Genomic DNA, 13,278 nt, shown 5'->3' with positions numbered 1-13,278 from the left:
AGAATAACATGAAATCAATCATAAAACAACTTTATATAATCCTGTTGGTGACTGTAGCATGTCTGACAGCCACGGGATGTAGTGATGACTTCAAATCCAATCTTCGTCTGGACGGAGATGTATGGGTGAACGCTATCAAGCTGGATGCATACGCGGGAACGATCGATTATCAGAATAAAACAATCGTAGTAGGAGTTCCTTACGATTATGACGTAACCCGGATGGCAGTCACAGAAATGAATCTTTCCGAAGGAGCTACGGCTAGCATCGCTATCGGTGAGACCATCGACTTTTCTCTTCCCGTATCTTTGACAGTGAAGAATGGTGATGTACAAATGAGCTACACGATTACCGTGAAGAGAGATGAAGCGAAGATTCTGACCTTCAAGCTGAATGATACTTATGTGGGTAAAGTAGATCAGTTATCCAAAACGATATCCGTGGTTGTGCCGCTGACGGTGGACATCACCCAGTTGAAAGGTACATTTGCCGTATCAGATGGAGCCACTGTGACTCCGGCATCCGGAAGTATCCAGGACTTTACAAATCCTGTTACCTATACGGCAACTTACCGTTCGGCAGTTACTCCTTATGTAGTGACAGTCACTCAAGGAAATGTGATTCCGACTGCCTTTGTCGGTACAGCTTCTTCTGTGAGCCAGCTGACAAGTCCTGAAGAAAAAGCCGCTGCCCAATGGATGATGGATAATATATCAATGTCCGAATATATCTCGTTCAAAGATATAGTAGATGGAAAAGTTGATTTAGGTAAATATACCGCAATCTGGTGGCACTTCCACGCAGATAATGGCGACAATCCTCCTTTGCCGGACGATGCAAAAGCAGCCGTAGAGAAGTTTAAAGTCTATTATCAGAATGGTGGTAACCTTCTGTTGACCCGCTACGCAACTTTCTATATTAAGGACCTTAGCATTGCAAAAGATGAACGTGTGCCGAACAATAGTTGGGGAGGAAATGAAGACTCACCCGAAATAGTGTCTAATCCCTGGAGCTTCCCGATTACCGGCAATGAATCGCATCCGTTGTTCCAGGATTTAAGATGGAAAGATGGAGACAAATCAACAGTATATACCTGTGAGGCTGGTTATGCGATGACTAATAGTACAGCACAATGGCATATCGGAACAGACTGGGGAGGTTATGCCGACTTGAACGAATGGCGCAACCTGACAGGAGGAATCGATCTGGCACGTGGAGGTGATGGTGCGGTAGTCATTGCCGAATTCGAGCCGCGCTCCAATAGTGGACGTACGATCTGCATCGGTTCCGGTTGTTACGACTGGTATGGTAAAGGAGTAGACGCTTCTGCCGACTACTACCACTACAACGTAGAGCAAATGACTCTGAATGCAATCAACTACTTATGTAAATAAAAGAATAAGCGATAATTATGAAAAATATGATCTTACATATAGCATTAACCACGCTGTTGGCCTCAATGACCGCTTGCAGTGATGAGATGGACCCCGTATTGACCCAGAAAGACTGGGATGGTACAGCCACTTATTTCCAATCGACCGACGAACACGGCTTCTCCATGTATTACAAACCGCAGGTAGGCTTTATCGGTGACCCGATGCCATTTTATGATCCGGTTGCCAAGGATTTTAAAGTGATGTATCTGCAAGATTACCGTCCGAACCCCGAAGCTACTTACCACCCCATTTTCGGGGTGGCAACCAAAGACGGTGCCACTTATGAATCCCTTGGCGAACTGATTCCCTGCGGAGCCCGCGATGAACAGGATGCGGCAATCGGTACAGGAGGTACAATCTACAATCCGGCTGATAAACTCTATTACACATTCTATACCGGTAATAAGTTCAAACCCTCTTCCGACCAGAATGCACAAGTCGTGATGGTAGCTACTTCACCTGACTTCAAAACATGGACTAAAAACCGTACTTTTTACCTGAAAGGAGATACTTACGGCTATGATAAGAATGACTTCCGCGACCCGTTCCTGTTTCAGACCGAAGACGGTGTTTATCACATGTTGATCGCTACTCGTAAAAACGGAAAAGGGCACATTGCCGAATTTACCTCTACCGACTTGAAAGAGTGGGAATCTGCCGGAACATTTATGACCATGATGTGGGATCGTTTCTACGAATGTCCGGACGTATTCAAGATGGGAGACTGGTGGTATTTAATTTACTCCGAACAGGCTTCTTTTATGCGCAAAGTGCAATACTTCAAAGGCAGAACGCTGGAAGATTTAAAGGCAACTACTGCCAATGACGCCGGAATATGGCCGGACAGTCGCGAAGGTATGCTGGACAGTCGTGCATTCTACGCAGGCAAGACTGCTTCCGACGGAACGAACCGTTACATCTGGGGCTGGTGTCCCACACGTGCCGGCAATGATAACGGAAACGTAGGTGAGGTAGAACCCGAATGGGCAGGCAATCTGGTGGCACAACGCTTGATTCAGCACGAAGACGGTACGTTGACGCTCGGAGTTCCCGATGCAATCGACCGTAAATACACTTCTGCCCAAGAAGTGAAAGTAATGGCTAAAGAAGGAAATGTAACAGAAAGCGGTAAGACATATACGTTGGCCGAAGGTGCTTCTGTCATTTTCAACCGACTGAAAGTACATAACAAGATTTCCTTTACCGTAAAGGCATCCTCGAATACAGATCGTTTTGGAATCTCTTTCGTTCGTGGGACGGACTCCAAATCATGGTACAGTATCCATGTCAACGCTGATGAAGGCAAAGCTAACTTCGAGAAAGACGGCGATGATGCCAAATATCTGTTTGATAACAAATTCAACATCCCAGCCGATAACGAATACCGTGTGACAATTTACAGTGACCAGTCGGTTTGTGTGACTTACATCAACGACCAGTTATCTTTCACAAACCGTATCTACCAGATGCAGAAGAATCCATGGTCACTCTGCTGTTATAAAGGTGAAATCACCGTATCAAACATTCAGGTGAGCACATATTAATAGAAAAGTAACATCTTTTACAGTGTTTGAAACAAAAGTGACAGGCGCTTCATTCCGGAGCGCCTATCTTTGCACTGTAACAACCTTAATACCATAAAGCATGAATTTAAAACTCTCTTCCAAACAAATTCAAACCTTCGCGGTTTTACTTTGCATGATTGTGATGAATATCTCCCTATCCGCTCGCGCGGATAACTCTCCTCTATTAATAAAAGATTTAGGAGAAGGACATTGCCTTGTACGTGTCAACACTAATCAGAAATATCTGTTGTTGCCCGTAGAAGATGCATCTCCCGACGTGCGTATCCGCATGATTGTCGATAATAAGGAAGTGGATAACTTCGATGTCCGCCTGGCCATCCATAAAGTCGATTACTTTGTCCCGGTAGACCTTTCGGCTTATTCCGGCAAACAAATCTCTTTCAAGTTTAAAATGAATTCGAACGACCCGATTCGTGTCAACCTTTCACCGGATAACACGGCTTGTTGCAAGGAAATGAAGTTGTCCGACACGTTCGACACCAGTAATCGAGAAAAGTTCCGTCCCACCTACCACTTCTCACCTCTCTACGGATGGATGAACGACCCCAACGGAATGGTATATAAAGACGGAGAATACCACCTGTTCTATCAATACAACCCATACGGTTCCAAATGGGGCAATATGAACTGGGGACATGCCATCAGCAAAGACCTCATCAACTGGGAACATCGTCCCGTAGCCATTGCGCCGGATGCATTCGGAACCATCTTCAGTGGTTCGGCTGTGGTGGATTCCAAAAACACTGCTGGCTTCGGTGCTGGCGCCATCATCGCTATTTATACCCAAAATGGCGACCGCCAAGTGCAGAGTATCGCTTACAGCACCGACAACGGACGCTCTTTTACTAAATATGAAAACAATCCCGTACTAGTATCCGAAGCACGCGACTTCCGCGACCCGAAAGTCTTCTGGTATGAAGGCACTCAACGCTGGATTATGACATTGGCAGTAGGGCAGGAGATGCAATTCTTCTCTTCTCCCAACCTGAAAGACTGGACATTCGAAAGTAGCTTCGGCAAAGGACAGGGTGCTCACGGAAACGTTTGGGAGTGTCCCGACTTGTTCGAACTTCCGGTAGAGGGAACGAATGAAAAGAAATGGGTATTACTTTGCAGCTTGGGCGACGGTCCTTTCGGTGACTCGGCCACTCAATACTTTGTCGGAACATTCAACGGAAAAGAATTTGTAAACGAATCACCCTCTAAAACCAAATGGATGGACTGGGGGAAAGACCATTATGCTACCGTGACTTGGAGCGATGCTCCCGACAACCGTCGCATCGCTATCGCATGGATGAGCAATTGGCAATATGCAAACGATGTTCCTACCTCTCAATACCGTAGTCCGAACTCTGTTCCTCGCGATTTGAGCCTATTCACCGTAGATGGCGAAACTTATCTTCAGTCGGCTCCCTCTCCCGAACTGCTGAAACTGCGTGACATCTCCAAGAAACGCTCGTTCAAAGTGAACGGAACACGTACCATCAAAGACATGATTGCCGGCAATGAGGGTGCATACGAAATAGAACTGACTATCGAAAATCAACATGCGGATGTAATCGGCTTCCGTCTCTACAATGACAAAGGCGAAGAAGTGGATATGCAATATGACATGAAAGAAAAGAAATTCTCGATGGACCGCCGCAAGAGCGGAGATGTAGGTTTCAATGAGAACTTCCCAATGTTGACCTGGACGACCATTGAAAGTGGAAAAGACGAATTGAAACTCCGTCTCTTTGTCGATAAATCCAGTGTGGAAGCCTTTGGTGATGGCGGACGTTTTGTGATGACTAATCAGGTATTCCCGTCGGAACCTTACACTCATATCGACTTTTACAGTAAAGGAGGAGCGTATAAAGTAGAATCGTTTGTGATCTATAAGTTGAAGAAATAAGCTCATTCTTCTTACTCTATGCGCTCTTTTCTCGTTTCTTTAGAGTAGAATACTTCTTTCCTTATGGAAGAGTACGTCTGTCCTAGTGGAAGAGTTCTACTAAAGTGCGGAGACACTTTCTTCAAAGCCACGGTTCTGTTAGTTCGTCACGGCCGTGGTAACCCAACAAGACCGTAGCTTTAAAGTAACAAGGAACGGGAGATACATCAACTATATAAAGGACTGATGCATACATTGCCATAGGGTTATGTGCTCCGCCCTATGGAAACAGAATTCATCATATAAAAGATAAAATAATGGAAAACAGTAAAAACTCTTCCCTCTCCAAACTAATCCCGGTGATGCTTTGCTTCTTCGCCATGGGATTCGTTGACCTGGTAGGCATTGCCTCCAATTACGTAAAGGCAGATCTTGGTCTGTCGGACTCACAGGCGAATATCTTTCCATCACTGGTATTCTTCTGGTTCCTGATTTTCTCCGTACCCACCGGCATGCTGATGAGCCGCATTGGTCAGAAGAAAACAGTATTGCTTAGTTTGATTGTGACTTTCGCTTCTCTGTTGCTACCCGTTTTCGGCGACAGCTATATGCTGATGCTGATTTCTTTCTCCCTCCTGGGCATCGGAAATGCGTTGATGCAGACTTCTTTGAATCCGTTACTTTCCAATATCGTGCGTGGCGACCGCCTGGCAAGTAGTCTGACTTTCGGTCAGTTTGTGAAAGCCATAGCTTCTTTTCTGGCACCTTACATCGCCATGTGGGGAGCGACACAGGCCATTCCGACTTTCGATCTAGGCTGGCGCATCCTGTTCCCTATTTATATGATTGTAGCTGTCATTGCTATTCTTCTGCTCAATGTCACACAGATTGAAGAGGAAAAAGAAGAGGGCAAACCGTCTACTTTCGGACAATGTATCGCCCTGCTTGGCAAACCGTTTATTCTGCTTTGTTTCATTGGCATCATGTGTCATGTCGGCATTGACGTAGGTACGAATACTACCGCCCCGAAGATTTTGATGGAGCGCATCGGCATGGGATTGGATGATGCTGCTTTTGCAACCAGTCTTTATTTTATTTTCCGTACGGCAGGTTGCTTTCTGGGTTCTTTCATCTTGCGTAAGATGTCTCCGAAATCTTTCTTCGGCATTAGTGTGGTGATGATGTTGATTGCCATGATCGGTTTGTTTATCTTCCATGAAAAGGCAATTATCTATGCTTGCATCGCTTTGATTGGTTTCGGCAACTCTAATGTATTTTCCGTTATCTTCTCGCAGGCATTGCTTTATCTGCCGGGTAAGAAAAACGAAGTTTCCGGCTTGATGATTATGGGACTTTTCGGTGGGACGGTGTTTCCGTTGGCAATGGGAGTGGCTTCGGATACTTCCATGGGACAGAATGGTGCTATCACCGTAATGACGGTGGGCGTGCTTTATCTCTTGTATTATACGTTCCGTATCAGAAAATAATTTTATAACTTTGGAAACAATAAAACCAGTATATCATGAATAATATAATTGTAGGAATGGGCGAAGCACTTTGGGATGTGTTGCCCGAAGGAAAGAAAATCGGTGGTGCTCCGGCAAACTTTGCCTATCATGTATCACAGTTTGGTTTTGACAGTCGTGTAGTGAGTGCCGTAGGTAGGGATGAACTGGGAGAAGAAATTCTGAAAGTATTCAACGAGAAGAAGTTGAAGATGCAGATTGAACAGGTCGATTATCCTACCGGTACGGTGCAGGTGACGCTCGATGACGAGGGCGTGCCTTGTTACGAAATCAAAGAGGGCGTGGCGTGGGACAACATTCCCTTTACGGATGAGCTGAAACGTCTGGCCTTGAGCACACGTGCTGTTTGCTTCGGTTCGCTGGCTCAACGTAATGAAGTGAGCCGTGCCACTATCAATCGCTTTCTGGATACGATGCCCGATATAGACGGACAGCTCAAGATATTTGATATCAATCTCCGCCAGGATTTCTACTCTAAAGAGGTACTGCGCGAATCGTTCCACCGTTGCAACGTCCTGAAGATAAACGACGAAGAGCTGGTGACTATCAGCCGTATGTTTGGTTATCCCGGCATTGATTTGCAGGATAAATGCTGGATTCTGTTGGCAAAATACAACCTGAAGATGTTGATTCTCACTTGCGGCATCAATGGCAGCTATGTGTTCACACCGGGCGTTGTCTCTTTCCAGGAGACGCCCAAAGTACCGGTTGCCGACACAGTGGGCGCAGGCGATTCTTTTACAGCTGCTTTCTGTGCCTCCATTCTCAATGGAAAACCGGTGCCCGAAGCGCATAAGCTGGCTGTTGAGGTTTCTGCTTATGTCTGCACACAGAGAGGTGCGATGCCCGAACTTCCGCAGGTTTTGAAAGATAGACTGATGTAATTCTTTTATTGATAGTAAGCATAGAGGTATATTTCATTTCGTGGGGTGTACCTCTTGTTTTTTGTACGTACGAAACGTACAGGCATAAAAAAAGGAGCAACGCCTTGCTCCAACCTTTGTTAACCTTAAATCTAATACTATGAAAAACACATTGCAAAGATACGGAATTCTGTCAACTTTGCAAATAATCCAAATAAAAAGAGATGTTTTATAACATCAATTAAGTGTTTGTATCACGCTTTATACGTTTGTTAATGGTTTCCTGGGTAAGTATGGGGACTATTTTTACTTTTTTTCAGAGGATAAGATTGCGAATAATCGGGTGATTTATAGCATACTCACAGTTTTATTTTCTATTTTTGTTCTCAATCTATTTATTTATCGAATACTATGAACACAATGCTATGCCAGCTAAAGAGCCTGTTGTTATTGGGAGTCCTGCTTTTTGCCAATGGAGCATTCGGACAACCGATGCTCTGGGACGATGCCTCTTCCGAAACGATCGTTTTCGAACTGACCAACAAAGAGGCCTTGAAACTTCTCAAAGGCAAACTCCGACAGAAACAGTGGAAAAAAATACAGCAGACTCCTTTTGCCCGTTTCACGGAAACTTGGAACAACCCTCCGGTCAAAGGGCATTTTCTGCTGGCTGATGTAGAGCGGAACGAAGTTCATTACCGTTATGCTCCGGTGATTCCTTTTCATGTTTTCCTTTTCAAGGAGTATGGTGTACTTACCTTGCAGGTGGTTGATGCCGGGGGAACAATCAGGAAAGATGCCAAAGTGCGGGTAGGCAGCAAGGTTGTTTATTACGATGAAGACAGTCAGACATATACTGACGATAACTGGTCCCAGAAAGAACAGCACATTTTGACGGTTGAAGTGGATAAGTTTCGTGCGGTATTCGATTTGAGGAAACACCTTGTACCACCCTGGTATAAAAATGATTATGACCGGCAAGATGCACCGGAGTTTTATAGTTACCTGATTACTGACAAGAATAAATACAGACCGGGCGAAACTGTCCGTTTCAAGTCTTATGCTCTCTCCGAACATAAACGCCCTTTGAAACAGGAACTTTCATTGTGGATGCGTGTCGGTTCTTCCTGGCGTGACTATAAGAAGATAATGTCCGTCGTCCCTTACCATCCGGGAGGCTTCGCCGGAGAATTCCTGTTGGCGGATTCATTGAATCTGAAGCTCGATCAGAGATATACTGTACAGCTTCGCGATAAGCGGGGACGCATCGTAGCCTCCACCAATTTCAAATATGAAGACTACGAACTGAACGGAAACAAGTTGTTGGTGAAGCTGGCTTCGAATGTGCAATATACACCGCAGAGTAACCGCATGGATATCAGTGCAACGGATGCCAACGGACTTCCTTTGCGGGAGGTGAATGTAGAAGTGACTGTGGGCAGACAGCAGGTACTGAAGTCGTATGCGCAGATACTTTCTTTGCCCGATACACTGATGTCCGTGCAGGCGGAACTGGATGCTTCCGGGAAAGCCTCGGTAGATATTCCTGCTCGGATATTCGGAGCTTCCGATTGCTTCTATGCAGTGAATGTAGTTTTGCTTACGGCAGACAATAACCGTTTGGAGCAGCAGAGCAAAGCGACTTTCTACTATTCGTGCTATGATATGCAGTGCACCACGCAGGCGGATACCATTTGCTTTTCATTCTTCGATCTGGGAGTGGAACGTCCTGTGGCAGCCGAACTGACCTATGGTGAAAAGAAAGAAGTGAAGAAAGTGCGTTTGCCCTATCGCGAACCGTTCAATCAGGCAGTGACGGACTATCGTTTCAAAATACCGGAAACAGGATATGAAACGACGATTGCTTCCGCCGCACTTGACTCCAAACTGGAACTGAATGGCGGCATAGAAAAAGATTCGTTCTGTGTCTCCCTTTCCAATCCTTTGCAGCTGGAGCTTTCCTGGTATGTGTATCAAGGCAACCGCCTGTTGCAGAAAGGTTCGGGAAAAGAGATGGAACACAAATCCGGAGAGATCGATCCCTCTTCCGTCTATTACGTAGAAGTATTTTATTTCATGGGGAATAAGGAATGTATGTTGAAACGCTCGTACACTTCACCCTCCGAACGGCTGGTGATTGAATCTGATTTGCCGGAACGAGTGTATCCCGGTCAGAAAGTGAAAACAAAACTGAACGTGACCAATATACAAGGGCGTCCGGTATCCAATGTCGATCTGACAGCTTTTGCGGTCAACAGCCAGCTGGATTATCACGTACCCGATTTACCCTATTACGGGAGTGCACCCCGTCCGCGCGAGCAACGTGCTTCCTACTCAATGAAGCAAAAAGAGTATCTGCATACGGCCACATTGGATTATCAGCATTGGAACCAGTTGCTTCATTTGGATAAGTTGCCTTATTATCAGTTTGCTTATCCTGCGGGAAAGCTGTTCCGTCAGACGGTTGACACACCGGATGGAACCACCCAGTTTGCTCCTTATGTGATGCTGAACGGACGGGCGGTGAATATCTATGTGATTGAGCAGAACGATGTTCCCTGCTATTTTTCGTGGACGGAACAGCCCAAGCAGTATTCTTTTCCTGTATTGCATCCTTCGGGAAAGCAGAAGATAACGTTGCGAATGCACGACAGGGCTTTCATCATTGATTCTCTGGCTTTCGACCGGGGCAAGAAAACGATTTTGAGTTTCGATATGAATCAGTTGCCGCAAGGAGTGGAAGTAGTCTGGTTGCGGCAGAAGAAAGGGAAATATGATGAGTATAAATTTACTTCGGAAGAGAAGAAGCGTTATGAACGGTATCTTTGCCGTCTTCCGGTGATGGATGGGGCGGTATATACTTCGCTCGAACATAATGGAAAGCAGTTTCCGGTTTCACTCATGGAGCTGTCGCGCTACAAGAAAAAGATATTGGCAGGTCCTGTGGAGCCGGGACCTTGGAAATATATGAATGGTGTGTTGTATCGGCATGAGGGAGGTTTCTCTTATGAATTCGAGGGCAATGTGGTTTATAAATATAAGGATGAGGAACTGTGTCCGGCTTATTTGAATTTTTCGTCTGTGGCAAAGATTCCGACTTTGAATGATTACCACTTATCACCGGAAAGATTCCGTAGTCTGGTGGCAGAACTTCGCAAGGGGAAGAGTTGGCATCCTACCCGGATTTATTTCTCCCTACCGGATAAGACGCTGAATTTCCGGCTTCCGGAAGAAAAAGATTCTACCGGAGTGGCTAATTTGCTCTTTAAAGACTGCACTACCGGAGAACTGGTTTATCCGGATACCTTGGTGCAGATGAACAGGATATACTCCAAATTTCCTGCCGGAACGTATGATGCGATTTTACTTTATAACAATGGAAAGTATCTGAAACAGGATGCTCTGAAGATACAATCATATACCTATCTGGATGTAGATATGGAGTCTCTGCCTCTACATGAACGTGATTCGTTGTCATCTGGGTGGCTCTTGCTGGGAAGAGGAATTGGCAGGATCGGTACAAACTTTCTTGGTCACAGGGAAATGAGGATCAGGCAGTATGTACGCAATTATGGCGGTAAAGTCTCCGGTTATGTGACGGATGCTACCGGAGAGCCTTTAATCGGGTGTAGCGTGGTGGTGAAAGGAACGACGGAGGGAACGATCACCGACATGGACGGATATTTTGAAATGGATTGTGACAGGGGAGGGGAGCAGCTCTTGTTTAGCTATGTCGGCTTTAAACAGCAGGAGATGAGAGCAACTCCCGGAGCCAATCTGTTGGTTACTTTGGAAGAAAATAGTCAGACGCTGGAGGAAGTGGTCGTTGTAGGATACGGCACGCGTTCAAGATATTCGTTGACGGGATCCGTTGCCGGACTAATGACTGGTTCTTCTTCTGCTGCTGCAACCGCACCTTTGGAGAAATTGGAGGAGCAGGATCGGGAAGCGAAAGAAGAAGCGGATAACGAACAGTTGTATAATGAACTTATGCAATTGAACGGCTTGCGTCGGAATTTTTCGGATGTGGCTTTCTGGCAACCTCGTTTGTTTACGGATAAAACCGGAACGGTACAGTTTGAAACAACTTTCCCTGATAACGTAACGAAATGGGAGACTGTCGTTTATGGTATGAACCGTCGTTTGCAGACGGGTACTTTCCGACGTTCCGTCCGCTCTTACAAACCGTTGATGGCGGAGTTGAAAACTCCCCGCTTCTTGGTGGAGGGGGATCAGAGTACGGTGGTCGGGACTATCCGCAATTATCTGGATGGGCAGCACATAGCCGGAAAAACACAGTTCTGCGTCGGAACGGATACATTGAAACGGCAGGAAGTGAGTTTCACGGAGGGATTTCATGAAACAGTGCCGATGCAGGCAGCTCATGCCGATAGCGTGACCATCAGCTATCTTTTCACTCGCGACGATGGCTATCAGGATGGAGAGGAATATACGATTCCGATACTACCACAGGGAACTGAATTGGCACAGGGTACATTGGGGATTCTGTCCGATGCAAAGACGGTCAAAGTGCAATCCGGCGAGGATGAAGAAGTGATAGTGAGTATCACCGATAATCAGTTGGATATCTATAAAGAATCGGTGAATTATCTGACAGGATACAAATATTTGTGCAATGAGCAGCTGGCATCCAAGTTGATCGGTCTGCTGGCTTACCAACAGTATATGCAGAGTAAGGGGGAAAAGGTGAAAGTAGACAAAGCGATCCGATCTATTATCCATCGACTGACGAATCATCAGAACAAACATCAGTTATGGTCGTGGTGGGGGAACTCTGAAAATACTTCTTTCTGGATGTCTGCACATATTCTGCGGGCTTTGAAGATGGCGCAAGATGCAGGTTATCCTGTGGAGTTGAATCTGAATGGTTTGAAAGTGGAGTATGCTCATACGCGTCCTTATCGAGGAATGAAACTGGAAGATATAGAAATACTTCATGCTCTTCATGAGTGGAAAGTGGAGGCGGATTATTCTTCGGCAGTCAGATTATTGGAACCTTTCGTCCGGCAACTGGAACAGAAAGAAGACTCATTGGCTGGCAGAAACAAGTATTATCGTCCTCTTTCCTACCTGAAAGAGAAACTGCTTCTCTGGGAAATCAAGCAACAGGTGGATTCGGTGAATGTGGGTGATAGTGTACGTCCTTATCTGAAAAAGGATCTGCTCGGAGGTGTTTACTGTGACGACGGACGGCGTACTTATTATTGGGAGGGAAATCAGCTGATAAATACATTGATAGCCTACCGGATTATTAAAAATGACTCTTCTCTGTGGAAGTTGAAAGAAAATATGCAGTTGTATATTCTGCGGACTAAGGAGCGCGGATGGAATACGTACCAGGCTTCTTCGGCTGTGGCAACTGTTCTGACCGATTTGCTGGCAGATTCCGGAGGGATGTCAGGAATATCGGTATCTGTGAGCGGTAAGGATCACCAACGGATTACGGATTTTCCTTACCATACCCGGCTGACAGCAGGCGACAGTCTGCTTATTTCAAAAACGGGAAAAGAGCCTTTATTGTATAGTGTCTATTCAATGAAGCGTGTGATGGATGCTCGTCAGAGTGATGCTTTCAAGGTGGAGGCGACTTTGGACGAAGATTCTTTGGTGGCGGGTGTACCTGTTACATTGACAGTTACCTTGCAGGTGAAACAGGAGGGTGCGCAATACGTGATGCTTGAAGTTCCTGTTCCGGCAGGTTGTAGTTATGCCTCAAAACCTGTTAATTTCTCCCGTTCTGAAGTGTATCGTGAGTATTTTAAAGAGAAAACTGTTATCTTTAGCGAAAAATTACCGGTAGGTACTTATCAGTTTACGGTTCCTTTGCTTCCACGTTTTACTGGAAAATACACACTGAACCCTGTGAAAGTGGAACTGATGTATTTCCCGGTGGTGAATGCAAATAATGCGGGGAGAGAAATTTGGATTACAGAAAGAAATACAAAAGATATACGAAAGAAAGGGAATGATTGA

6 protein-coding genes are annotated in these 13,278 nt (G+C 45.6%); all 6 read left to right on the top strand.

Going from position 1 to position 13,278, the window contains the following annotated elements:
* Nucleotides 1–8 precede the first annotated feature (8 nt).
* The 6 genes from HMPREF9010_RS00610 to HMPREF9010_RS00635 all read left to right on the top strand — a co-directional run bounded on the left by HMPREF9010_RS00610 (nt 9) and on the right by HMPREF9010_RS00635 (nt 13,278).
* A complete protein-coding gene (locus tag HMPREF9010_RS00610; RefSeq protein WP_008651887.1) occupies nt 9–1,394 on the top strand; it encodes a DUF4960 domain-containing protein in 1,386 nt (461 codons plus the stop codon).
* A 17-nt stretch (nt 1,395–1,411) separates the two neighbouring features.
* Nucleotides 1,412–2,980, top strand: a complete 1,569-nt coding sequence (locus tag HMPREF9010_RS00615; RefSeq protein WP_008651885.1) for a glycoside hydrolase domain-containing protein — start codon at nt 1,412–1,414, stop codon at nt 2,978–2,980.
* Between the two features lie 100 nt (nt 2,981–3,080).
* Nucleotides 3,081–4,916: a DUF4980 domain-containing protein gene (locus tag HMPREF9010_RS00620; protein WP_008651883.1), complete on the top strand. Its 1,836-nt coding sequence runs from the start codon at nt 3,081–3,083 to the stop codon at nt 4,914–4,916.
* A gap of 296 nt (nt 4,917–5,212) precedes the next feature.
* Nucleotides 5,213–6,382 (top strand): MFS transporter, encoded by a 1,170-nt coding sequence (locus HMPREF9010_RS00625; RefSeq protein WP_008651882.1) that lies wholly within the window; start codon nt 5,213–5,215, stop codon nt 6,380–6,382.
* A gap of 35 nt (nt 6,383–6,417) precedes the next feature.
* Nucleotides 6,418–7,305: a carbohydrate kinase family protein gene (locus tag HMPREF9010_RS00630; RefSeq protein ID WP_004307082.1), complete on the top strand. Its 888-nt coding sequence runs from the start codon at nt 6,418–6,420 to the stop codon at nt 7,303–7,305.
* Between the two features lie 390 nt (nt 7,306–7,695).
* Nucleotides 7,696–13,278: a carboxypeptidase-like regulatory domain-containing protein gene (locus tag HMPREF9010_RS00635; RefSeq protein ID WP_008651879.1), complete on the top strand. Its 5,583-nt coding sequence runs from the start codon at nt 7,696–7,698 to the stop codon at nt 13,276–13,278.

Origin of the sequence: Bacteroides sp. 3_1_23 (assembly GCF_000162555.1) — a bacterium.
In the GTDB taxonomy this organism is placed as follows: domain Bacteria; phylum Bacteroidota; class Bacteroidia; order Bacteroidales; family Bacteroidaceae; genus Bacteroides; species Bacteroides ovatus.
The sequence above is the reverse complement of the archived record's forward strand: the minus strand, read 5'-3'. Positions and strand labels throughout refer to the sequence as shown.

Excerpts from the sequence above, each read along its gene's own strand:
- HMPREF9010_RS00630 (WP_004307082.1), top strand. The coding sequence starts at position 6,418 with ATGAATAATATAATTGTAGGAATGGGCGAAGCACTTTGGGATGTGTTG.
- HMPREF9010_RS00610 (WP_008651887.1), top strand. The coding sequence starts at position 9 with ATGAAATCAATCATAAAACAACTTTATATAATCCTGTTGGTGACTGTA.
- HMPREF9010_RS00625 (WP_008651882.1), top strand. The coding sequence starts at position 5,213 with ATGGAAAACAGTAAAAACTCTTCCCTCTCCAAACTAATCCCGGTGATG.
- HMPREF9010_RS00615 (WP_008651885.1), top strand. The coding sequence starts at position 1,412 with ATGAAAAATATGATCTTACATATAGCATTAACCACGCTGTTGGCCTCA.
- HMPREF9010_RS00635 (WP_008651879.1), top strand. The coding sequence starts at position 7,696 with ATGAACACAATGCTATGCCAGCTAAAGAGCCTGTTGTTATTGGGAGTC.
- HMPREF9010_RS00620 (WP_008651883.1), top strand. The coding sequence starts at position 3,081 with ATGAATTTAAAACTCTCTTCCAAACAAATTCAAACCTTCGCGGTTTTA.